Raw genomic sequence first — 24,273 nt, forward strand, 5'->3', positions numbered from 1 at the left:
GGGGTAGAACCCCCCAAACCCCCCGTTGGGGTCGTGGCGCCGCCCCCAAACCCTGGAGCGCATTAGTTTTTCGGTGGGATGCTTAGACGCGATTGTTCATATTTTTGTACCAATTTAAGAGTCACTGATAATTGCTGATTGTCGGTATTTCTGCAAATGTTGAGATGCACCCACCAAAACTTCTATCTCACCCTTAGGATAACTGCTGTATAATTTTTAGAAATCCCACAGCACGGGATTATCATCCAAGAAATCAGTTACCTGTTTACCAATATTATCAATTAATTTTAGGTCTTCTGGGGTTAAATTAATTGTCATTGCCTGAGCGTTATTAACTGCTTGAGCGGCATTTCTTACCCCAGCAATTGCATTAGTTTGTGGTTGCTTAATTAACCAAGCAAGAGATAATTGAGCTAGGGAACAATTATAGCGGTCAGCAATCGGTTCTAATTGATTTAAAGCCGCTTGTACCCTCTGAAAGTTTTCGCCATGAAAGAGTTTATTTTTAATTCTATGGTCTTCCGCTGCCAACTGATAACCGTTTCTAAATTTTCCTGTTAATAAACCTTGGGCAAGGGGAGAATAGGCCAGAATAGAAATATTATTTTCTATACAATAGGGCATAATTTCCTTTTCTACCGAGCGCCAAAACAGAGAATAGGGAGGTTGAATACTCTCAATTCTGCCGTATTGACCGGCTTCTTCCAGTTGAGAGCGGGAGAAATTGGAAACCCCTATAGCTCGAATTTTTCCCTGTGCTTTCAGATAATTAAGAGCGGCCATAGTTTCAGAAATAGGCACTATTTCCGTGTTCCATGAGCCACTAGGCCAATGAATTTGGTAAATATCTATATAATCAGTTTGGAGGTTTTTTAAAGAGCGATGGCAAGCTGCGATAACTTGCTCATATTTGAGGTGATTAGCAAAAACTTTTGTGGCATAAATTACCTGTTCTCGCACATCGGCTAAAGCTTGAGCGACAATCAATTCCGAGTGACCTTCCCCGTAGATTTCGGCTGTATCTACAGTGGTAATTCCTGCCTCAAAAGCGGCACGAATGGCTTTAATACTTTCCTCATCTTCAATACCTGCCCACATCTTTTTTCCTGCTTGCCAAGTACCCACGAGAAGGGGAGTAATTTCTATATTAGTCTGACCGAGATAGCGTTTTTGCATAACAGTTTTTTTGATGGGTTAAGTATGCTTAGGGTTTCAGTCGGGTTTAGGGCTGAAAATCCCAGCTGAAGACGACTAAGGTGACAAGGATAAAAACTTTTACCGGTAGGGGTGTAAAGAACAAACTTAATAAGCCACAAAAAAGACCTAATAAGCGGGTACTGAGGCTAATTATTTCGCCTTGAACATTGTAGCTAATCGACAGGGCGAGTAGGGCTAGAGTAAGGAGAAAAATCATAGTTTTCTTTCCTGAGTCTATGGAGCAGAAAAGCCGTGACTGCTCACGACTTTTCGCCGTTTCTATATCTATTATTAGCTCGATTACTTAGCTAATGACATCCGGGTAAAGTAAACTTTTTTAACGGAAAAGATTAAAAAATCCGTTGAAAAAGCCTGTCAGACCGGTAAAGGGACTTAAAACCGTGCCGAGGGTGTCGGTAGCAGATGCCAGACCGCTACGATGAACCACAACCACATCATTATTGCGGAGAATCGGGTTAGTTTTCTCGTTGATACCCTGGGAAAAATCGATGTTAATTGAGGTTTTGGTGACGGTCCCGTTAGGATTGAGACGAATTAATTCCACTGTGGACTGATTGGCGCGACGCTTATCAAAGTCTCCTGCGGTTAAAATTGCCTGATTGAGAGGGGTATTGGGAGGAACTTCAATTGTCCCCGGTTTTTTCACCTCCCCGACCACTTTCACGTTAATAGTTTTAGGGGCAAAACTAGCCGATGCTAGGGTTTCTGATTCCTTGGCCGAGATTTCAGTAGCGGTGGGGATAATCACCGTATCACCTTCTTGAAGAAAGATATCGCCGGTCATATCACCTTTATCGAGCAAACTCCAGAGATCTACGGGGATTTTCTGCTGGGAACCGTCACGAGTATAACGCAGCACTTGTACCTGTCGGATATCGGCCAGAGGTTTGATGCCCCCCGCTTGTTGGATAGCTTGGGTTAGTCGGGCCGGTTTCCTGGTGCCGCCGCGATCTTGGTCATTATTGTTGTTATTGTTATTGTTGGCAGTGGGGACAATACGATGGGACCCCGGACGATAAACTTCTCCCACCACAGTAACATTAATTTCTCGATCGCTATCTAGTCCAAAATTGGCATCGGCTAATTGATTGACTTCCCCGACGCTAAGGGTCGTTTTAGTGGGAATAACGATGCTATCGCCATCTCTGAGGCTAATATCTTGGGTTGTATCGCCTTTTTGGATTAATTGCCAGAGATTCGCTTGAATTAGCTGTTCTTGTCCCTTGAGGTTGCGTCGGATTTGAACTTGACCAATATCGGCCACCGTAGTCACTCCCCCCGCTTGCCGGATTATTTCGGTCAATAGGGGCGTTTTTTGGCTTTGTTCGGGGTTAATTGTATAAGTACCCGGACGATTGACTTCCCCCGCGATGGCGATTTGCAGAGGCCGGGGAGTGAGAATGCTAACAGTAACCACGGGACGTTTGAGATAGGTGGTGTAACGTTTGGCCAAGGTTTGGCCGGCTTCGGTGACGGTCATTCCCTCCACTTTGACGCTACCAATCAGAGGTAAAGTCAGGGTTCCATCGGCTAAAACAAGGAAATCGCCGCTTAAATCCGCGACTTGGTAGACGGTGACGCGGACTTTATCTCCTTCTCCTAGGGTGTACTCTTTGCTTTCTGCGGGGATAGGAGCAATCGCCTCTTGAGCGGGTGCAGGACTACTCGGAGGAGTGGCTTGGACTGGGCGAGCCTCTAAGGAAGTTAGGGGGGCAATAGTGCCGATAATTAATAGATAACGTAGGGATTTACTGATTAAATCCTGTAATTGGTTGCTATTTAACATGATCAATAGGATTAATTTTATCGTTAACATTGGCGATCAGTGTAGCACAAATAGTCGATCGCCTATGGAAACCCCCTGTAATATCGCATCTAACGAGAGTTACCGCTAACTGTAAGATAGTTTTAACGATTGCCTGTATGTAAAGGGGTATATTAATTTTATGACAGCTACTAGCACAATTCCCGATTTTTGTCAAGGAATAAAATATTTTGGGGGTTCCTTACCCGAATTTGATAAATATGCAGGAAAAGCCGCTATCGCTGAGGGAAAAACCGCTATTATTGCCGCTAATGACCCGAATGCTATCTATCAAACCCTCCTAGCCGCCGATGCTTTGCGTTACCTCACCCTACAAATCACCGCTACCAAAGAATCGGGACACCCCGGCGGTTTTGCCAGCGCTGCCGACGTAATTGCCTCTTTGATGATGTTAGGCCAGAAAAATATTTTCACCGAAGTGGGCCATCATGCCCCCGGTTTTTATAGTAACGTCTTTCTCGATCGCTCTCTCGAAGCCATGGGCATCAGCAACGTCAGGGAATTGGGAGAACGTTTTCGGGAAAAACACGGACTTTTAGGGCATCTTTCCGGACAAATCCCTGGACTGCTCGGGCCGGCTGGTCCTTTGGGCCAAGGCCAACATTTCGCCATGGCGGCGGCCAAATTACACCCTAATACCCTTTTCCCTGTGACTATCGGGGATGGTGGTTTAGGAGAACCGTATATTATGAGTAGTTTTGGTCATTTTCACACTGCTTACCCTGAAATTACCAATTTTCTGCCGATTTTAGTCTGGAATGGCTATTCCCAAGAACACCATAGCATGGTGTCCCTGAAAACTAACGCCGAAATGGAAGCCTATTGGCGCGGTAATGGTTTCGAGGAAGTGATTCTCATTAATGCCAAAGACTTCGATAATGCTCATCAAAATGGGGAATATGTAGATAGCACCAAATTCTCTTTTAACCAGCGTCTGGAGTTCATGAAAGCGGTGTTAATGGCCACGGATAAAGCCGCCCAATTAGCTTTAGGAGGCAAACTAACCGTTATCATTATTAAACAACTTAAAGGGGCGGGAGTTCACAAACGGGGAGCGGCTTCCCATAATCTTTATCCCGGCGATTCTTTAGAAAAAGATTATATCGTTAGTGCCTTACAAGAACGCGCTTTACCCCCTGAAGCTTGGGCAATTGTTCGTACTAATTTCGAGCGCTCTGGAGGCGGTCCGGCAGTGGAAACAGTGGTGACGGAAAAAGTCTTCCCGCTGCCGGATTTAGGAACCTTACCGATGACGGAATATACTGTGGGTGGTGATAAAAAAGTGGCCACCACTGCCATGGGGGAATTAGTGGTAGCTGTGGGTAAAGCTGACCCCAATTTTGTTGTCACTAATGCTGATGGTAATGCCGCTTCGGGAATTAATAATATTAACGTCGGTTTAAAGATTATTCACCCCACCAGCGATGATACCTATTTCCAAGCACCTAACGGTCAAGTTTATGAGCCTTTAAGCGAGGATGCCTGTGCTGGATTAGCCGTCGCTTTATCTCTCTTGGGAGCGCGGACTTTATGGTGTTCCTACGAGTCTTTTGCTATCAATGGTTTACCGATTTGGCAGACTGTAACCCAAGCGATGGCCGAGTTACGTCGTCCCACCCCTTCTACTATTACTTTATTCACCGCTGGAGCCTTAGAGCAAGGGCGTAATGGTTGGACACACCAACGCCCAGAGATTGAAAATTATTTCGCCGCTATGATGCGAAATGGCAATATTTTTCCTCTCTTTCCCTGCGATGCTAACAGTATTCAAGTCTGTTATGAATGGGCTTTAGGAACTATCAATAAAGGCATTACAATCACCGCTAGTAAATCGCCTTTACCGGTACGAACCACTTTTGAGCAAACCCGTCAAGCTTTAGAAAAAGGCGGCGTAATTCTCCACGAATCGGAAGGCAGTAAAAAAGTTGTTTTTGCCGTCATTGGTGATATGACTTTATTACCCGTCTTTGAGTCTGCACAACAGTTAGAAGCAGCGGGAATCGGTGTAAAAATCGTCTCGGTAATTAATCCCCGTCGTCTCTACCGTCCTAGCGATGTGATGAGTGAAACTAGCTCGGCAGCTGATAATAATTTCCTCGATGATGCTGGTTTTGACAGTCTCTTTGCCGGTGATGCTTTAATCGGAGTAACCGGTGGTACAAGCGCCATGTTAGAACCGATTATGTTACGCAGTAATGCGCGTCGGGATGTCTTCGCTTGGAAACGGGGAGAAACCACCGCCAGTGCCGGGGAAATTATGGCCTATAATGGTTTGACTGCCAATGCTTTAACTGCCCGTGCTACCCAGTTATTAGGCTAAGTTCCCACTTAGTTTTTTTGATTATTCCCTACTCTCTCTGATTGGAAAGTAGGGATTTTTTCTCAGGTCACTTTCGCCAACGGAGTAAACTTTTAATAATTTTCCATAGGCGAGGATATTGGAGGGATAGATAGCGCTTAATATGGGATTTTAAACTAACTAAATCCTGAGATTCTTTCAGTTCTCTATCTTGATAAAAACGAATTAAATCATCCCGTCTTTTCAGTAAAATTTTAATTTGTTGGTAATCTTCTGAGCTTAAAACTTGATAGGGTTGAATATTTTCTGGCAGCGGGCGCGGGATGTAAAAAGTTGTATGAGATGGTGATAATTCCTGGTCTGGACGTTCTTTGGTATAGAGATAGATAGACAGAGATTTACGCGATAAATGCCGTTTATTTTCTGGTAAATTAATCTGAGAAAATCCATGCCATGAATATTCATTGGTTTCAAAAATAAGACAACGATTAAAGATAGGTACAAAAGATTTAATCTGATTTTCTTCCGGTTGACGTGGATTGGAATGTAACTCTAGATTACCTCCCCAATCTGCTTGCCATTGGGGATTTAAATAGATTAATAAATTCAAGCGGCGATGATACCAATGACGCTCATCGAGGTTAAAATCAATGTGAGGGTCTAATTCTTGACCCTGTAAATTTTCGTGGGTTCCACCCCCATAAAAACTAGGGTCTGGAATTAAATTATCAACACCGGTTAATTCGGAAATTAACTCTAAAAACTCTTGAGCTTGAACGTAGCGGCCAAACTCTTGATAAACACCCCCTAAACCGATTAAATCCTCATTAACCGCCTTCCCGCCAACTTTTCCTAACTCACTAATGGCTTTTTGCGGCTTAAAACTGGGAAAATTTTCCAGCAAAATTTGCGCTTGCTCCCCAACTAAAAAATTATCGATGACCAAATGCTTAAACGGTTGCGCTGTCTCAAAATCTTGACGATAGACAGAGGATTTCTCATAAACAAGGGGATTAATAAACATTAGACAGCTTTTTTGTTGGTATGATAAATTGTAGCAATCAGACTAGCAAAATAAAGATTAACTCTCCTATTGACCTCATCGCCTATGGACTGGTGGCACAAACTCAAAGATAATCCTCTCGCCCGTTGGGGAGCAGTTTTACTGTTAATCTTCTATTTAAGCGTAATGGCGGCGGATTTTGTCGCTCCCTACTCTCCCTACTCCTCCCAACCCGGTCAGTCTCTCCTACCCCCCACCCAAATCTTTTGGCGCTCGCAGTCGGGAAGTAACAAGGGTGAGTGGATTGGCCCCCACGTCTATCCCACCACTCAAAGTGCTATTAATATAGAAACTGGTGAGCGGAAGCTAATGAGAGATTTTAACAAACCCTTGCCGCTGCGTCTCTTGGTTAAGGGTGAAACCTATAATTTCGGTCAAATTCGCCTACCTTTGCCGCCAAAATGGCAGGAAGTAACTTTATTCCCCGGTATCCCTTTTGATCTCCATCTGTTCGGAGTCATCGGCGATGGTAGAATCAATATATTGGGAACTGACGAATCGGGACGCGATAGTTTTAGTCGCTTGATTTTCGGGGGCAGAATTAGTTTATTTATCGGTTTGGTCGGGATTTTAATTTCTTTCCCTATCGGTTTATTTGTCGGTGGCGTTTCTGGCTATTTTGGCGGTTGGTTAGATGCGATTTTAATGCGTTTTGTGGAAGTTTTAATGACTATCCCCGGCATATATTTACTCGTGGCCCTAGCGGCCGTTTTACCCGCAGGATTAACCAGCACCCAACGCTTTTTATTAATCGTCCTGATTACTTCTTTTATCAGTTGGTCGGGATTAGCGCGGGTAATTCGCGGTCAAGTTTTATCCCTGAAAGAACAGGAATTTATTCAGGCCGCTAAAGCTATGGGAGCAAAACCCCTTTATATTATTCTGCGTCATGTGCTGCCCCAAACTGCCAGTTATATCATTATTTCTGCTACGTTAGCCGTGCCTGGTTTTATCGTGGCCGAATCGGTTTTAAGTTTAATTGGTTTGGGAATTCAACAACCAGATCCTAGTTGGGGAAATATGCTTTCTCTGGCTACCAATGCCTCAATTATTGTTCTACAACCCTGGTTAATTTGGCCAGCTGCTTTGTTAATTATTCTCACCGTTTTAGCTTTTAATTTACTCGGTGATGGTTTACGCGATGCCCTAGATCCTCGCAATTTAGAGAGATAATTTAGTTATTTTAACAGTCAGGAGGCAGTCAGCAGCAGGCAGGAGATAGATTTTAGGGGTTGGGGTTTTGGGGTTTTAGGGTTGTAGTTCAATTTCCCCACCTCCCCACCTCCCCACCTCCCCACCTCCCCACTTCCCCACTTCCCCACTTCCCATTATGAATAAAATCAGTAAAACCTTTAATAATTTCGCCGATAGTTTAGTGATTTATAGTCAAAGATACGGGAAAATAAGCTGGTTAATATTTTTAATTATCTTTGCTTTTATCATGACGATAACCTTTAATTTTCCCGCACAATCGACCAATCAAACCCAAGAAAACCCCGAAATTCGTGGAGTTTGGTTAACTAATATCGATAGTGAGGTATTATTTAAACCAGCAACCCTAAAAGATGCCCTTGATAGGTTGGCCGATTTAAACTTTAACACTATTTATCCCACGGTCTGGAATTGGGGTTATACACTCTATCCTTCTAGGGTAGCAGAAAAAGTTACTGGACGAGCGATCGATCCCCATGAATCTTTAAAAAATCGCGACTTTTTAGAGGAAATAATTAGCCAAGGTCATCGGAAAAAATTAAGAATTATTCCCTGGTTTGAATTTGGTTTTATGGCTCCTGCGGATTCAGAATTAGCAAAACGACATCCCGATTGGTTAACCCAAAGACAGGATAAAAGTGTGATTTGGTGGGAAGGAAAAGTGCATCAACGGGTGTGGTTAAATCCCTTACATCCGCAAGTACAAAACTTTATTACGGATTTAGTCAGCGAGATTATTACTAACTACGATATAGAAGGAATTCAGTTTGATGATCATTTTGGTTATCCCGCCGATTTTGGCTATGATGAAACCACGATTAAACTCTATCAAAGGGAACATTCGGGACAATTACCACCGCAAGATTACCAAGATAAAGCATGGATTCAATGGCGGGCCGATAAAATTACTGACTATATGAATACTTTAGCCCAGACGATTAAAAAGCACCAACCTAGAGCGATTATTTCCCTATCTCCTAATCCCTACACTTTCTCCCTAGAATCCTATCTTTTAGATTGGCAAAAATGGCAGCAAAAAAACTTGATTGATGAGTTAATAATACAAGTGTATCGAACTGATATGAACGCCTTTGACTGGGAATTATCGCAACCAGAATTACAGCAAGCTAGAGAATCTATCCCCGTGGCTATTGGGATTTTATCTGGTTTAAAAGGTCGTCCGATTCCGATGGTTAATATTACTCAACAAGTGGAAAAATCGAGACAACAAAATTTTGGTGTTTCTTTCTTTTTCTACGAAACTTTATGGAATATGAGTAATGAATCTCCTTCCTATCGACGCAGGATTTTTCGAGAAATACTCCAGTCTGCTAATCCTCGCTAAAATTAGGGAAAATTGCTGACTTTCAGCTAAATTATTGCCCTAACCCGGCTATAGTTTCTTAAGTTTATCTTTAAATTAAGAAAAAGCAGCAGGGAGAAACTAAAATCGCTAGAATGAAAGAAGACTCTCTTTTATCACTTTATCCATGCTGATCAGACATAACCGAAGCTCGATCGCTAAACCTATTTTACTGTTTCTCGGCTGCCTTGTGATCGGGCAGTTGGGGGTATTAGTGGTAGCCAATAGCCTCTGGTTTACCGAGATGGGTTATTTAAACACTTTCCTGAAACAATTATCTTGGCAACTAGGATTAGGTTGGGGAAGTGCGATTCTTTCTCTACTCTTTATTTTTACTAATTTACGTTTAGCCCAGCGTTTTCGTTGGCAAAAACCCCGGGAAGATAGTTATCCTCTTAGTCCTCAATCTCCTAGTATTAATTTACTCGGCCTTTTGATTATCGCCACGGGAATTGGAGCTTGGATCGGGTCAATGTTATTGTATTACAGTAAACTAGCCCTCAGTCTCTGGACACCAGATTTTAATCTCCCTAACCTTAGTTCTTCCCTAAGTTCTCCTCTGGAAATAGTTTGGATTAGGCAAGTATTAACTGATATTTCCAGTAATTTGTGGCAAGGGTTAATTATCGCTTTTTTAGTCTTGGGATTATTAATTAAAACCGAGTATTTTTTGCGAATAATATCTATAGTATTCACTGTCATGCTATCTTTTATTATTGCTGGGCAGTGGGCGAATTTTTTAAAATATTTTTATGGTGTTCCTTTCAATATTAACGATCCTCAATACGGGAATGATTTAGGTTTTTACATCTTTCAATTACCCCTGTGGCAGTTACTAGAATTATGGCTCACTGGTGTGGGAATATATACTCTTTTTGCTGTTATTTTAACCTATCTTTTTTCGGCTGATAGTCTTTCTCAGGGAAAATTTATGGGATTTTCCCGTCCGCAACTGCGTCATTTATACGCCCTGTGGAGTGGGTTAATGGGGCTGCTAGTATTACACCATATTATTCAGCGTTACCTGCTACTTTATTCTCCAGAAGGGGTAGTTTATGGTGCGGGTTATATCGATGTTCATGTTGGTCAATTTATTGAAATTATTCTGGGAATTATTGCAGGAATAACCTCTATATGGTTAGGAGAAAAAGCATTATTTGGTAAAAAAGACCGTCGCAAGTTATACAAAAATACTAAGAAAAAGTTGGTATTTTTCCCCTACTTAGTTCCTGTATTTCTCTATTTAATTGTTTGGATAAGTGGCACAATTATCAGTGGACTATTGCAAAGAACTGTCGTACAACCGAATGAATTAGTGAGAGAAAGACCCTATATCGAAAGAAGTATTCAATCCACAAGAGCGGCTTTTTCCTTAGATAGAATTGATGCCCAAGTTTTCGATCCACAGGCCGAATTAAATGCCGAAGTTTTAGAGAGAAACCATCTAACTATCGATAATATTCGTCTTTGGGACACCAAACCACTGCTAGAAACTAACCGACAATTACAGCAAATTCGCTTATATTATAAATTCCCCGATGCTGATATTGATCGCTATCGGGTACGAGTAGGATTGCCTGAAAAAATCGAAGAACGTCAAATATCTGAAAAACAACAGACAATTATTGCCGCTAGAGAATTAGATTATAGTGCGGTTCCCACTTCTGCTAACACTTGGGTGAATAAACATCTCGTTTATACCCACGGTTATGGGTTCACTCTTTCCCCAGTTAATTTAGTGGCTGCCGGGGGTTTACCCTACTATTTTGTCAAAGATATCGGCACAAATAAAGACGAAGGGGCCCTACAAACCTCTAGCGAATTAATTGATTATAGTATTCCCATTGGTAAACCCCGCATTTACTACGGGGAATTAACTAATAATTATGTGATGACTCCCACCACCGTAGAAGAATTGGATTTTCCTAGCGGGGATGGAAATGTCTATAATACCTACGATGGTAAGGGAGGAATCCTAGTGGGTACGGGGTGGAGACGTTGGCTATTTGCCCTTTATCTGCGGGATTGGCAAATGTTATTTAGCCAAGATTTTACTCCCGAAACTCGCTTATTAATGCGTCGTGATATCCAAAATCGCGTGCAAACTATTGCCCCTTTTTTAAATTATGATCGCAACCCCTATTTAGTAGCGGCAGATGTGGGCGATAGTAGTAGTAAATTACATTGGATTATTGATGCTTATACTATCAGCGATCGCTATCCCTATTCTGACCCGGGGAAAGATAAATTTAACTATATTCGCAATTCGGTCAAAGTGGTAGTGGATGCCTATCATGGAACGGTCAATTTCTATGTTGCCGATGAAAATGATCCAATCATTCAGACGTGGAGTAAAATCTTTCCTCATCTCTTTAAATCTTTAGCAGAAATGCCGAAAACTCTCCGCAGTCATATCCGTTATCCCGAAGATTTATTTAGTACCCAAGCAGAAAGATTATTAACCTATCACATGACCGATCCGCAAGTATTTTATAATCGGGAGGATCAATGGGAAATTCCCCTAGAAATTTACGGCACGGAACCCCAGGCTGTATCACCCTATTATTTAATCATGAAACTGCCCGATTCCGACAAAGAAGAATTTATTCTCCTCCATCCCTATACTCCCTCTAGTCGGCAAAATTTAATCGCTTGGTTAGCGGCGCGTTCAGACGATAGAGAGTATGGTAAGTTATTACTCTATCAATTTCCTAAACAAAGGTTAGTGTACGGACCGAATCAAATTGAGGCTTTAATTAACCAAGATCCAGATATTTCTCAACAGATTTCCCTTTGGAATCGGGACGGTTCTAAAGTTTTGCAAGGACACCTATTAATTATTCCCATTGAACAATCGCTGCTTTATGTAGAACCTTTGTATCTAGTGGCAGACCAAAATAGTGTCCCGACAATCGCTAGAGTAACAGTTGCTTATCAAAATAAAATTGTCATGGAACCAACCTTGAAGGAAGCTTTAGAAAAGCTATTCTCAGGTCATCAGAGCTAAATTGCCGCTAATTGGCCACAAATTAGCAAAAAAAGCTGATGCTGGTTCCAGAACGATCCTCAATATCCCCGAATTTGCCCAGAAAATTGACTGCTCTGGTTAATCAGCCAATTTTAAAATCCAGTATCATCAAAGGATTGAGTTATGCTTTTAATTAGAAAAGTGGGCAATTAATTCTGTGCGAGATAAATTAATTATTAAAGGGGTAAACTCCTCCACTGGTAATAATAAAATGCGATCGATGATTAGGGACAAATCTGGGTCTAAACTACCAAAACGAGCTTTCAATAAATTTTCTACCACCAGACGTTCTCCTTGCTGAAGACCTTGTTGAAGACCTTGTTGAAGACCCTGTTGAAGACCTTGTTGAAGACCTTGTTGACGGCCAGCATCCAGTTCTTCCTGAAGACGGGAAGTGTATAAAGGTGATAATCTCATAATTAACTCTCTGTCCTCCTGTTCAAGCTCTTGATCGTTAGTTAAAGAAGTTCTCAAGTTTAATAATAATTCTAGAGCATTTACCCGAAAAGGATGGTCCTCTGGTAACGATTCTAACTCATCGATCGCCCTTGCTTGTACTTTTCCCCGGCCTAAAATTCTTAACCAGAGAGTTGCTTCTGTTGGGGGTAATTGATGGATAACGGTGATTGCCGTGCGTAAAGAGGGAGCCAAAAAATAGATACCTTCCCCCCAATTCTCCTCATCTAATTTAGCTCCGAATCCTCCTAACAGTTGCGAGGAAGCACTGGGAGTCAAAATCCAGAGACGGGGGATTTCCCCATCGTTAAGATTCGTTTTCTGACGATTTGCTTGACGATTAATTTCCCCTTCCACTTCCAATAGTTTTAACAGACAAGTTCTAATTTCTGTAGCGGTGACAGGATTACGAAAGGGTTCAAATAAACAGGGATTAATCGCCATTTTTCCCAGTAATCCCAGCAGTTCTCTAGGATTATTATCGAGAATCTGGGGTGAAAACCAGACATCGATTTCTCGTACTTCTCCTCGTACAACCCGTGCCGATTTTACCTCTCCCAGAGAAGATAATAATTCTTCGAGATAATCTTTGGCAAACTGGTCATGAATAAATCTAGTCATAGGTTTATCTAAACATGATTTAATAACTTATCTCGTAATTGCTTAATCCGATCACGATATTTAGCTGCTGACTCGAATTCTAGATTTTTCGCCGCTTCTTTCATTTGCGCTTCTAGTTGTTGAATTAATTCGGGAATTTGTTCCAAAGAAAGCTCTTCTATATTCTCACAAACCTGCTCTAATTGTTGGGAATTTAGGCGACGGGAAATATCCAGAAAAGCCAAAATTGAATTACTCGACCTTTTAACAATCGGTTGCGGAATAATCCCATGTTTTTGGTTATATTCCTCTTGAATAGCGCGCCGTCTCTTGGTTTCTTCGATCGCATTAATCATACTATCGGTGAGATTATCTCCGTAAAGAATTGCCTGACCGCGAATATGACGAGCGGCCCGGCCGATAGTTTGAATTAAAGAGCGGGTAGCCCTTAAAAATCCTTCCTTATCTGCGTCTAAAATCGCCACTAAAGACACTTCCGGCAGGTCTAACCCCTCGCGAAGCAAATTTACCCCGATCAGCACGTCAAAGACCCCTTCTCGCAGGTCTTGGATAATTTCAATCCGTTGAATTGATTGAATTTCTGAATGTAGATATCTAACTTTAATTCCCCTTTCTTGCAAGTATTCGGTTAAATCTTCCGCCATGCGTTTAGTTAAAGTGGTAATCAAAACCCGTTCATTTAACTGCACTCGCTCCTTAATTTCCCCTAATAAATCATCCACTTGTCCCTCGGTTGGTCGCACAAAAATCTCTGGATCTAAAACTCCCGTCGGTCGGATAATTTGTTCAACAATGCGATTTTCTGACTGTTCTAATTCCCAATCTCCCGGAGTAGCCGAAACAAAAATACATTGATTAACTTTCTGCCAAAATTCTTCCGACTTCAAAGGACGATTATCCGCAGCACTGGGTAAACGAAACCCATGATCGATCAAAACTTTTTTTCGTGATTGATCGCCATTATACATCCCGCGAATTTGCGGCACACTAACATGAGATTCATCCACAACTAATAACCAATCTTGGGGAAAATAATCCACCAAACATTCCGGCGGTTCCCCCGCTAATCTACCCGCTAAATGCCGCGAATAATTTTCCACGCCATTACAATAACCCACTTCCTGCAACATTTCTAAATCATAACGAGTCCGTTGGTCCAAACGTTGCGCTTCCAGTAATTTGCCCGCTTTTTCTAACTCCAATAAACGGTTATCTAACTCGGTTTTAATATCCCGACAGGCCACCTCTAAACGCTCCTCCGGGGTAACAAAGTGACGGGCCGGATAAATACTAATTCGCTCTAATTTTTGCAAAACTTCCCCCGTCAGGGGATCGAGATAACGAATACTTTCAATCTCATCGCCAAAAAAATCAATTTTAATAACCCGATCCTCGTAAGCGGGAACAATTTCCAAAATATCGCCCTTCAGACGAAAACGACCGCGAGTTAACTCTAAATCATTGCGATTGTACTGCACTGACACCAAGGCCCGTAATAATTGCCTTTGGTCGAACTCTTGACCAACTGTTAAGGAAATCGCCGCTTTTAGGTATTCCGCCGGCATTCCTAAACCATAAATACAACTAATGGAAGCGACGACGATCACATCCCTGCGTTCAAACAGCGATCGCGTGGCCGAATGGCGCAGCATATCGATCTCATCATTAATTGAAGAACTCTTTTCGATGTAGGTATCGCTGACAGGAATGTAAGCCTCCGGTTGATAGTAGTCGTAATAGCTGATAAAGTATTCCACGGCGTTATTGGGGAAAAATTGCCGCAATTCGTTGCATAATTGGGCCGCCAGGGTCTTATTATGGGCAAGAACGAGGGTAGGCCTGCCGATTTTCTCGATGACGGCGGCAATGGTGAAGGTTTTGCCGGTGCCGGTTGCCCCTAAGAGGGTTTGGAAACGCTGCCGGTTTTGCAGGGAATCTACTAATTTATCGATCGCTGCCGGTTGATCCCCAGTGGGTTGAAAGGGTGCTTGTAGTTGAAAAGCGGTCATTAGCGGCTGGGTGTAGAGAACAGGCAAAATAAATTATCAATCAAATTACCAACACTTATAGGGTTTTGGGAAAGAAAGATGTATCTTAATATTAGAGAGGATTTTAAAAAAAGATTAAAAGTCTTCGAGAATACCCTAAACTTAAATCTTATCGTTTCCCCGAAGCTATTAACGGAAAGGAGTATCAGGTTATGACGGTGGAAAATCTAGAAACGAACGGGACTCAAACCCCAGCAACCACAGAAGAAAAGACCAGCAGCCCACGCGGTAAAGCTACTACGGCTAAAACCGCCAAAGATAAAGAAGTGGTCGCCCTTTCGGTGAAAAACAACGCTGAATCGGCTTCCAAAGCCTTAAAATTCTATCAACCTGAACATCGCTTACCCGAAAATCGTCCTGTTGGTACTAGCCATCTTCACTTCACGGAAGATGAAATGTTACCAGGGGGCCGTCCCGTGGAAGTTAGCCACCTGAAAGTGGTTAGTACCTATTCTTCCGTCGGTGGATTGCGTCCTGTCGGCTCTAGTGGTATGGAAGTCAGTAGCACTCTAGCGATTTCTGGCAATCGTCCGATCGCTCTCAGTCATCTGCACATTAGCGAAACTTATACAGTCATGGGTAATCGTCCCGTTGCTTCCAATGAAATCGATGATCCCGAAACTTTAATGGGATTTTTGGATTAATTGTTTTGTTGATCAAGACGGATTTTTTCCCTGTCCCGGACGGGGAATTTATTTTTTCTAGCCCACCGTTTTTAATCCCGATGCTGTTTAAGCAAAAATTTTTCTTAATTGTCTCGTTTCTAATAGTGGTTTTTTGCGGTTTCGGATTATTAAATCTTACCTACGATGCTTCAGTTTTAGCGCAAGAGGAATATTATCAGATTCGATCGCTTCATAGTCGCGATGGTATCGGTAAATTTTATCTAGGACGGGAAATCGCTAAAGTCATGGGACACCAGGAAATGTTATGGTTAGAACGTCCTAGTCGCCGTTTCACGGAAAAACCCGATGATCTGATCACCGCACTACATTTAAAACCCACAGACCTAGTGGCAGATATCGGCGCGGGGACAGGTTATTTGAGTTTTCCTATGGCGAATTTAGTAGAACAAGTTTTCGCTGTCGATGTGCAACCAGAAATGTTAGGGGCAATTGATTTTTTAGCCGAGGAAAATCAAGTGAAGAATATAACCACAATTCTCGCCACAGAAACCGATCCCAAATTGCCTATAAATGCGATCAATTTAGCTTTAATGGTCGATGCTTATCACGAGTTTTCCTCTCCCCGCGAGATGATGGAGAATCTGGTCAAATCCTTAAAACCCGATGGTAGGGTGGCATTAGTAGAATACCGTCGTGAAAATCCCCTGATTCCCATCAAGGCCCTTCATAAAATGACCCGCAGACAGGTAGAAAAAGAAATGGCCGCTATCGGTTTACTGCCAGAAGAAATCATCGAGACTTTGCCCCAACAACATTTAATGATTTTCCAGAAAACAAATTCAAATTAGCAAGTTAACCTAAGCTAATCCGCGGGACTGTCTTTTTGGATTAACACCTCACCAGCGATTAAACGTTGGGCTGCCGACAGTAAAACATCCTCAATATAGGGCTTGACAAAATAACCTTTTGCCCCTTTAGCAGCGGCGAGATGCTGCATTTTTTGCGACCCTCGCGAGGTAATCATCGCTACTGGTATCCTCTGAAGTTGTTCATCCTTTTGCAGACGAGAGAGCAATTCTAACCCATTCAGGCGAGGCATTTCGAGATCGCAGAGAATCAGATCACAAGCTAATCCAGCCCGTAATTTTTCCCATGCTTCTAAACCGTCTCGGGCCTTTTCAATGCGATAACCAGCTTTAACCAAAGAAATCGCTAACATTTCCCGCGCCGTTACCGAATCATCGACAATCAAGACCCGAGGAGTCGATTGTGCAAAGAAATTAGCGGGATTACTGTCAATAATCGTTGCATCGGGGGATAAAGGCTGATTACGAGTCGCTTTAATACTATTAGCTAGTAACACTTCCCCCGCAATCATTCTTTCAGCCGCCGAGAGTAAATCTCTTTCCGTGTAGGGCTTGGTAAAATAACCACTAGCTCCTAATGTCGCCGCCACCTGACGATGACGTTCCGCTCCTCGGGAAGTCAATAAAGCCACGGGAATCGACGCTAATCGGGGGTCTTTTTGCAAATTATACAGTAATTCTAGGCCATTCATGCGGGGCATCTCGATATCGCAGAAAACGATATCACAGGGCAAACCGCCGCGTAATTTTTCCCAAGCTTCTTGACCATCCCGGGCCTGTTCCACACGATAACCGGCTTTACTAAAGCTTAAAGAGAGCAATCCCCGGACAGTAATCGAATCATCGACAATCAGAACCATAGCCCCCGATTTTTGGCTAGTTTTCACCGCTACGGGGGGGGCAGGTTGGTGCCAAAGACCACCGTTATCGGTACGCAGACGACCCCTGGCGATGTCGATTAACTCTAACACATCGCCGATCGGCATTACCGTACCATCGCCCAAAACCGTCGCCCCAGCAATCCCAGCCGTTTTCGGAATCGGTCCTTCGATCTGTTTGATGACGATTTCCAGTTCACCGATCACTTGATCCACCTTTACTGCGAGGAGATTATTACCACCGCGCAGGATCACGATCGAAAAAGAGTCTTGCTCCTGTTTGCCAGTATAAAAACTACCGCGACTTAGTTGCCGATTGTAGGAAAGCAATTCGCTCAAGGGTTGGAAGGGTAGTAAAGTATTTTGCCAGACAACGCAGCGCCGTCCCTCCCGATCGATTTGGATATCGCTGGACCGGAAATCCTTCATATCTTCCACTCCGTCCATGGAGAACCCGATGCGCGCATGATTACTAACACAACAGAGGGCCTTACAGATACTCAGGGTTAGGGGTAAACGGATGGTAAAAGTGCTTCCTTTGCCCAGTACCGAGTCAATAGTAACGGTCCCGCGCACATCGATTAAACTGGTCTGCACCACATCTAAACCCACCCCACGACCAGCAAAATCATCGGCCTGATCTTTGGTACTAAAACCGGGGTGAAAGAGGAGTTTATAGACTTCTTGGGGACTGAGGTGTTCAGCTTCCTGATCGCCGATCAGGCCTTTTTCGATCGCCTTGCGTTTCACCTGATCAGCATCAATACCGGCCCCATCATCACCAACGGTGATCACGGTTTGATTCCCCTGTAGGAATGCCCGGACAGAGATGGTACCGAGGGCAGGTTTCCCTTTGGCCATGCGTTCTTGGGGTGATTCAATGCCGTGGGTGATCGCATTGTTGACCAGATGGGTCATGGGACTATTGAGATGTTCGAGGATCATCTTATCGATGAGAACATCACCCCCTTCCACTTTTAATTTGGCTTGTTTATCGAGTTTCAGGGAAATATCGCGAATTGCCCGGGGTAGGCGATCGGCGGCTTGACTAAAGGGAACCATGCGCGATTTGGTCATCCCTTCCTGTAGTTGGGTGGTGGCCTGTCGCAGACTGCGCGTCACCTGATCGGTTTCATCGACGACAAATTGAAGATCAGAGGCCGATTCTCGCACTCGTACGATCAATTCGATCATCTCTTGGGATAATAAATGGAAATCGGTAAAACGGTCGATCTCTAGGGCATCTAGTTCGCCGGCCATGGCCGAATCCCCCTGATTTTCTCCCTGAACTCTACCGTAACCGATGGCACCACCGGAATTGCGACTAGCCAGTAAAGCCCCTTCTAGGAGGCTTCTTTCATAGAGATCCTGCATCCGACTGCCCACATCACCCAGATGTTGGACGCAGGTTAGCAAATTATCTAAAAAGAGACGCAGGCGATCCTGTTCCTCTTCAAGGCGATTGCGTTTAACCACCAGTTCCCCGATCAGATTGCTGAGGTTATCCAATTGTTTGATCGGCACCCGCATCGTCTGTTCAAAAGCTTTACTGACAAGGGGACGCAGGTTTTTTGACCCGACTGGCGCACTGACACTGGCCGCCGGATTTGCTGCCATCACCTGATTGGTTTCTTCGAGGAGTTTTTCTAAATCCTTGAATTCATCCTCTAGGAGGCTTTCTGGGGCAATTTCCAGTGATTCTAACCCTGTCAGAGGTTCCACCGCAGCCACCAGGTCCACTGCTGGGGATTCCCAGAGGAAGGCCTCTAGGGATTCAAAGATGTCTGGTAGTGGCGGTTGCGCCGGTGGCGTGGGTTTTTCCAGAAAAGCTTCTAAGTCTTCGAGGCTGTCGTAAAAATTGGGGTGGCTGATGGCTATAATTGCTTCTGAGTCTGGAACTGCTGCATCTTCTAGCAGCAGAGATGCGAGATCATCCCCATCTTCCAGTTCCGCCTTGGCAGCCGGCTCACGGGTAGAATAAAGATTATTAGTGGCGGATTCTTCCCAATTGATACTATCGCCAAAAAGTTCCTCTAGAGCCTCGTCACCGTCGGCGTCTTTGTCTTCTAAACTCTCTAACAGCTGTTCGAGATCCTCGTTAAAGAGATGATCCGAGTCGGGTTTCATCATGATTTGCTTCCTGCCAAGTCTTCCTTTTTGGTCAACCAATACGCTCTCTCTAGCTTCAGATTACCCAGAATTTTACTCGATAACTCTATCCACTAGCAATTTTTTTATGGCTAATCAAACTCTTGGACTCGATCGACAATTTTATTCCTATTATCAATCTATCTGTCTGCGAGAATCTCCTATTTTAGCTCAATTACGTCAAGAAACTGCCTCTCAACCCCTAGCAGTCATGCAGATTGCCCCCGAACAAGGTCAGTTTATGGCTTTTTTGGTACAGGCGATCGGGGCGAAAAAAGCCCTAGAAATAGGGGTTTTTACCGGTTATAGTTCTCTAGTGGTGGCCTTAGCTTTACCCCCAGAAGGCAAGCTGATCGCCTGTGATCTAAGGGAAGAATATACCAATATAGCCCGCCGTTATTGGCAGCAGGCCGGTGTCGCCGATAAAATCGATTTAAGAATTGCCCCGGCCCTGGAGACTTTAGATCAATTAATCGCCGGGGGAGAAAGTAATAGTTTTGATTTTGTCTTTATCGATGCCGATAAAAGTAATTATGATCCCTACTACGAACGGGCGTTACAATTGGTCAGAAGCGGCGGAATTATCGCCATCGATAATGTTTTTTGGTCGGGACGAGTAGCGGCGGCCGATAGCACCGATAATCGCACCAAAATTATCCGTTCACTTAATGCCAAAATTCAGCAGGATCAACGGGTCAATATCAGTATTATTCCTATTGGTGATGGTTTGACCCTGGCAATGAAAAAGTGAAGAAGTCGATTTTTGTTGTCTAAATTTAGTTACCAGTCGCCAACCACCCAGGACAACGCTAGATCTCTTAAGACAGTTGACCAAAAATTATGGCTGAGAACGACAGCACTAAATTATCAGTTCAACGGAGAGGGTGGGATTTGAACCCACGTTAGGTGTTACCCTAAAGCAGATTTCGAGTCTGCCGCATTCAACCACTCTGCCACCTCTCCACAGGGTTTGAGTCTGGATTATCATTTTAACAGATTACTTGTCCTCGGATTGATTTTTTTTGATCGACCTCTTGCATAATTGATTTTTGAGGGTTTAAAAACGTCAAAAATAAGGATTAAGTGGCATAAAATATCTAAATAGACCATTTAATTGATTATTATTCATTCTTAATTCTCCTGACGACCGACTACTGACCACTGACTCCTCACCAACCACGACAATTTTTGATTTTTACAAGAGGTCTGATGAATCAAGCTCCTTTTCTTCCAGTTAACCATCCCCAGCCTAACTTTCTCCACTGGTTAGGGAGTCTCTGGAAATTTTCCCGTCCCCATACGATTATCGGCACTTCTTTAAGTGTTTTAAGTCTCTATTTAATTGCTTTGGGCAATATTAGCGATTTTTTTAGCCATTGGTCGGTTTTATTGCTCACTTGGGTCGCTTGTCTTGCTGGTAATGTCTATATCGTCGGTTTAAATCAGTTGGAAGACATCGACATCGATAAAATCAATAAACCCCAGCTTCCCCTCGCCAAGGGCGAATTTTCTCGGTTAACAGGACGGTTAATCGTGGTTTTAAGCGGTATTTTAGCAATTATACTGGCTTTTATCGGTGGTTTTTGGCTGTTAATCACCGTGGGGATTAGTTTACTCATCGGCACTGCCTATTCCTTGCCACCAGTGCGTTTAAAACGCTTTCCCCTCTGGTCCGCCTTCTGTATTTTTACCGTCCGGGGTGTCATCGTCAATTTAGGTCTTTTTCGCCACTACAACACAGTTATCAATCAAAATCAGTCTATCTATCCCTCGGTCTGGGTTTTAACAGCTTTTGTTCTTGTTTTCACCGTTGCGATCGCTATTTTCAAGGATGTTCCTGACCTAGAAGGCGATCGCATTTACCAAATTACCACTTTTACCCTCCTGCTCGGCCCAGAAAAAATCTTAACAATTTCCCTATTGACAATTTCTCTATGTTATGCAGGGATGATTGCCGTCGGTCTCTTGGGGATAACGGGAATTAATTCTCCTCTGGCCATTGTCGCCCATCTGCTCCTACTTCTTTTTCTTTGGTGGCGTAGTCGCGGGGTAAATTTAGAAGATAAAAGCGAAATAAGCCGATTTTACCAATTTATTTGGAAATTATTCTTCCTAGAATACCTTATATTTCCCCTCGCTTGTTTACTATGAAAATATCTCCTTTTTTAGCGGCAATTCCCTTACTTTGGCTAGGTGGTACAAGCGCACCTAGTCAGGAAACCATCGATCCGCAACTATTAACCGGCAACCTTCGTTTAACCCTGAAACATGGTGTTTGGAAACTGTGGCAAGATAAACCCGTTTATCAAAATCTGACCCTAGATTTAAGCTGCGATCACGCTGTTTGTCAGCCGTCGGTGTGGGGATACGCACCCAAATTCAATAAAGAAGTGGATCACCAAGGTACGGTAAAAGCGATTAAATTAGACAATGCTTGGCGATTACAGGTGAAAATGAACATTCAAACTCACCCTTGGCAAGCGGAAGTCAGGGAAGCTGTCTATAATATCGAAATTGTCCCCCACCAAGACCAACTTATCGGCAGTTATCAAGGCACTTTAGGGGGAAGAAGACTACAAAACAAAGTTAATGGCACAATTTCCCCTTTATGGCCTAATCCTGTCCCTAATCATCAACCCCTACAAGCGCGAGAACATCCCCGTTTAATCTTTCGCAAGTCAGAATTAACTAATCTCAGAGAAAAAGCGAAAACTCCCATCGGTCAAACTATTATCGCTCAATTAAACAACAGTTTACAGGAAAAAATTTATTACGATGGTTATGTTCCTAATGGGGGTTATCATGCCACAGGTCATTGTTTTTTAGCAGTTTTCAATCAAGATAGAAAATCAGCAGAAACCGCCTGGGAAATTATCGAAAAAACCCGTAAAAATCCGGGAAGGAGAGTCTTAGAACAAGCGCCAATTGTCGCTGGAGTCGCTCTCGCCTACGATCTTTGTTATGATTTTTGGGGAGAAAAGCGCCAACGGGAAATTACTCGCTGGTTATCCAGTGAAAGTAAAAAACTTCTCAAAGGTGGTTCACCCAAAGATGGATGGAATGGAGAGGCAGTTAGTAACTGGAATGCGCGGGCCAGAGGTGCGGCAGGATTAGCCAGTTTAGCGATTCTCAAGGAAGATTTACCGCCCGATTCTCTCTATTCTCCCTCGGCACAGGTGGAAATGGCCAAACGTCACCTAGAACGGTATTTTACCACAGCTATCGGCGATCGAGGATTTGGCACGGAAGGAGATTTATACAGCACCGAACCCATGGTTATCGCTGTTTTTCCTTTTCTGCAAGGGTATCGAAATAGTCTCGGATTAGACTTAGTAACCGGTTCTTCGGCAGCCCAATTGATCCCTCATTATTTAACCAGAATTGTCCCTAAAAATGGTCAATTATTGATTCCTGCCTACGGTAGACATCAGACTTTTTTGGGAGTATCTTTATTGACTATCGGATTGGGAATTACCGATAAATCATGGCTACCAGCAATAAAATGGCGATTACAAGGTCAAGAAAAACAACTTTTTCACCCCCATTATCCCCATATTGCCCCTTTTCTTCTCGCTGGTTATCCATCTAATCTTACTCCCGAAAATCCTGAGCGCCAACTTTCCAGGGTTTTAGTTGATCAACAAAAGGGATTTTATGCTTTTCGTAATCAGTGGCAAAATGAAGAGGATTTTGTCGCTAGTATCTATCTCAAACAGCAACCTTTTGTGGGAGGATGGTCTTTTCCCGATGTCGCTAGTGTGAGAATTTGGGGATTGGGAGGACATTGGGCGAGTTTTGAGGGATCAAAAGGCGACTGGAACTCAGAAAATACCGTTACTTTCCCGAAAACCCCACCTTGGCGACAGGCAAAACCGATATCTTTTCAATCTAGTCCCGATGGTTCGGGAGTAATTACGTTAAAAACTGATAAAATTAGGGTTAAAGGAGCTAATAAACCCGTAGAAGTTGCTCTAGTTCGCTCTTTCGCCGTCGATTACAGTCTATCCTCTGGTTCCCCCGGATTATTCGTCTTGATGGATAAATTATTAGGTAAAGTCGATCAACCAGAATTTATTAATAAAACTTGGGTGATGAATACACAGGGAAATGTTACTCTCGGAAAAAATAGTTTTACTATCACTCAAAATCGGGCAACTATGCAGGGAACTTTTATCACTCCCGTGACTTTAAAAGTCGAGAAAACTAATACAGGTGAGCGCATTTTAGCCACAGGTAGCGAGGAATTTTTTCTGGTGATGACCGTACAGAAAAGTCGTCCCCCAGCAGTTAAAATTATCGGCAAGGGATTAGATGCGATCGTGCAAATTGGCTCCCAGGAAATCTCAATTATCGACGGTGCAGTTAGATTAAAAGAGATGAATTTTCAAGAGCCATAAAAATTAGCAAGTGACCAAAGAAAAGTTAACAGTTGTCAAGGGGCATTTGTAAAGATGAAGACTATTTGAGCAATGATTTATGATATAACTGGACTTCCCCGTTGACAAAAAGCCATAACCTGTGCTGTAGAAGGGATTAAAAGAATTTCCGCCGCCCCGTTACTGGGTACAAATCAGGGAAACTCCCAATAAATCTAACGCTTTTTGTTGCAGTTGGGTCGGTCG

At 43.2% G+C, this 24,273-nt stretch carries 16 protein-coding genes and 1 tRNA gene; 9 read left to right on the forward strand and 8 right to left on the reverse strand.

Annotated features, from left to right (window positions below; all coding sequences use genetic code 11):
• Positions 1–216 precede the first annotated feature (216 nt).
• The 3 genes from O9300_RS15195 to O9300_RS15205 all read right to left on the reverse strand — a co-directional run bounded on the left by O9300_RS15195 (position 217) and on the right by O9300_RS15205 (position 3,034).
• Positions 217–1,176: an aldo/keto reductase gene (locus O9300_RS15195; protein WP_287972509.1), complete on the reverse strand. Its 960-nt coding sequence runs from the start codon at positions 1,174–1,176 to the stop codon at positions 217–219.
• A 46-nt stretch (positions 1,177–1,222) separates the two neighbouring features.
• Positions 1,223–1,414, reverse strand: coding sequence for a hypothetical protein (locus O9300_RS15200; RefSeq protein ID WP_002795737.1), 192 nt, complete (start codon positions 1,412–1,414; stop codon positions 1,223–1,225).
• 120 nt (positions 1,415–1,534) lie between these two features.
• Positions 1,535–3,034 carry an SLBB domain-containing protein gene (locus O9300_RS15205; protein ID WP_287972510.1) on the reverse strand — a complete coding sequence of 500 codons (1,500 nt, stop codon included), beginning with the start codon at positions 3,032–3,034 and terminating at the stop codon, positions 1,535–1,537.
• A gap of 130 nt (positions 3,035–3,164) precedes the next feature.
• Here O9300_RS15205 and O9300_RS15210 point away from each other — a divergent pair, with 130 nt between their 5' ends.
• Positions 3,165–5,363 carry a phosphoketolase family protein gene (locus O9300_RS15210; protein ID WP_287972512.1) on the forward strand — a complete coding sequence of 733 codons (2,199 nt, stop codon included), beginning with the start codon at positions 3,165–3,167 and terminating at the stop codon, positions 5,361–5,363.
• Positions 5,364–5,430: 67 nt separating this feature from the next.
• Here the strand turns inward: O9300_RS15210 and O9300_RS15215 are convergent, their stop codons facing one another.
• Positions 5,431–6,366 (reverse strand): 2OG-Fe(II) oxygenase, encoded by a 936-nt coding sequence (locus O9300_RS15215; RefSeq protein ID WP_287972514.1) that lies wholly within the window; start codon positions 6,364–6,366, stop codon positions 5,431–5,433.
• Between the two features lie 84 nt (positions 6,367–6,450).
• On the opposite strand from O9300_RS15215, the gene O9300_RS15220 reads away from it, so the two are divergent.
• The 3 genes from O9300_RS15220 to O9300_RS15230 all read left to right on the forward strand — a co-directional run bounded on the left by O9300_RS15220 (position 6,451) and on the right by O9300_RS15230 (position 11,987).
• Entirely contained in the window at positions 6,451–7,578 is a 1,128-nt protein-coding gene (locus O9300_RS15220) for an ABC transporter permease (protein ID WP_079207658.1), read from the forward strand.
• Between the two features lie 157 nt (positions 7,579–7,735).
• Positions 7,736–8,962 carry a glycoside hydrolase family 10-like protein gene (locus O9300_RS15225; RefSeq protein ID WP_287972516.1) on the forward strand — a complete coding sequence of 409 codons (1,227 nt, stop codon included), beginning with the start codon at positions 7,736–7,738 and terminating at the stop codon, positions 8,960–8,962.
• A 145-nt stretch (positions 8,963–9,107) separates the two neighbouring features.
• Positions 9,108–11,987: a UPF0182 family protein gene (locus O9300_RS15230; protein ID WP_287972518.1), complete on the forward strand. Its 2,880-nt coding sequence runs from the start codon at positions 9,108–9,110 to the stop codon at positions 11,985–11,987.
• Positions 11,988–12,137: 150 nt separating this feature from the next.
• Here the strand turns inward: O9300_RS15230 and O9300_RS15235 are convergent, their stop codons facing one another.
• A complete protein-coding gene (locus tag O9300_RS15235; RefSeq protein ID WP_287972519.1) occupies positions 12,138–13,085 on the reverse strand; it encodes a flagellar assembly protein H in 948 nt (315 codons plus the stop codon).
• 8 nt (positions 13,086–13,093) lie between these two features.
• Positions 13,094–15,094 (reverse strand): excinuclease ABC subunit UvrB, encoded by a 2,001-nt coding sequence (gene uvrB, locus O9300_RS15240; RefSeq protein ID WP_287972521.1) that lies wholly within the window; start codon positions 15,092–15,094, stop codon positions 13,094–13,096.
• Between the two features lie 191 nt (positions 15,095–15,285).
• On the opposite strand from uvrB, the gene O9300_RS15245 reads away from it, so the two are divergent.
• Positions 15,286–15,777, forward strand: a complete 492-nt coding sequence (locus O9300_RS15245) for a hypothetical protein (protein ID WP_002760830.1) — start codon at positions 15,286–15,288, stop codon at positions 15,775–15,777.
• 80 nt (positions 15,778–15,857) lie between these two features.
• On the forward strand, positions 15,858–16,607 hold the full coding sequence (locus O9300_RS15250) for a class I SAM-dependent methyltransferase (protein WP_287972534.1): 750 nt from the start codon (positions 15,858–15,860) through the stop codon (positions 16,605–16,607).
• Positions 16,608–16,621: 14 nt separating this feature from the next.
• Here the strand turns inward: O9300_RS15250 and O9300_RS15255 are convergent, their stop codons facing one another.
• The gene (locus O9300_RS15255; protein WP_287972523.1) at positions 16,622–19,633 is read right to left on the reverse strand and encodes a hybrid sensor histidine kinase/response regulator; all 3,012 of its coding nucleotides are present in this window, start codon (positions 19,631–19,633) and stop codon (positions 16,622–16,624) included.
• A 106-nt stretch (positions 19,634–19,739) separates the two neighbouring features.
• Between O9300_RS15255 and O9300_RS15260 the strand changes: the two genes are divergently transcribed.
• Positions 19,740–20,402 (forward strand): class I SAM-dependent methyltransferase, encoded by a 663-nt coding sequence (locus O9300_RS15260; protein WP_287972524.1) that lies wholly within the window; start codon positions 19,740–19,742, stop codon positions 20,400–20,402.
• A gap of 125 nt (positions 20,403–20,527) precedes the next feature.
• Here the strand turns inward: O9300_RS15260 and O9300_RS15265 are convergent.
• A tRNA-Ser gene (locus tag O9300_RS15265) sits at positions 20,528–20,614 on the reverse strand.
• Positions 20,615–20,860: 246 nt separating this feature from the next.
• On the opposite strand from O9300_RS15265, the gene O9300_RS15270 reads away from it, so the two are divergent.
• Complete coding sequence (locus O9300_RS15270) at positions 20,861–21,802, forward strand: homogentisate phytyltransferase (RefSeq protein WP_287972527.1); 942 nt, start codon at positions 20,861–20,863, stop codon at positions 21,800–21,802.
• A complete protein-coding gene (locus O9300_RS15275) occupies positions 21,799–24,048 on the forward strand; it encodes a hypothetical protein (protein ID WP_287972530.1) in 2,250 nt (749 codons plus the stop codon). The genes O9300_RS15270 and O9300_RS15275 overlap by 4 nt, the downstream gene beginning before the upstream one ends.
• Positions 24,049–24,273: the final 225 nt, after the last annotated feature.

Source organism: Microcystis sp. LE19-195.1E (assembly GCF_027532095.1).
GTDB lineage: Bacteria > Cyanobacteriota > Cyanobacteriia > Cyanobacteriales > Microcystaceae > Microcystis > Microcystis aeruginosa.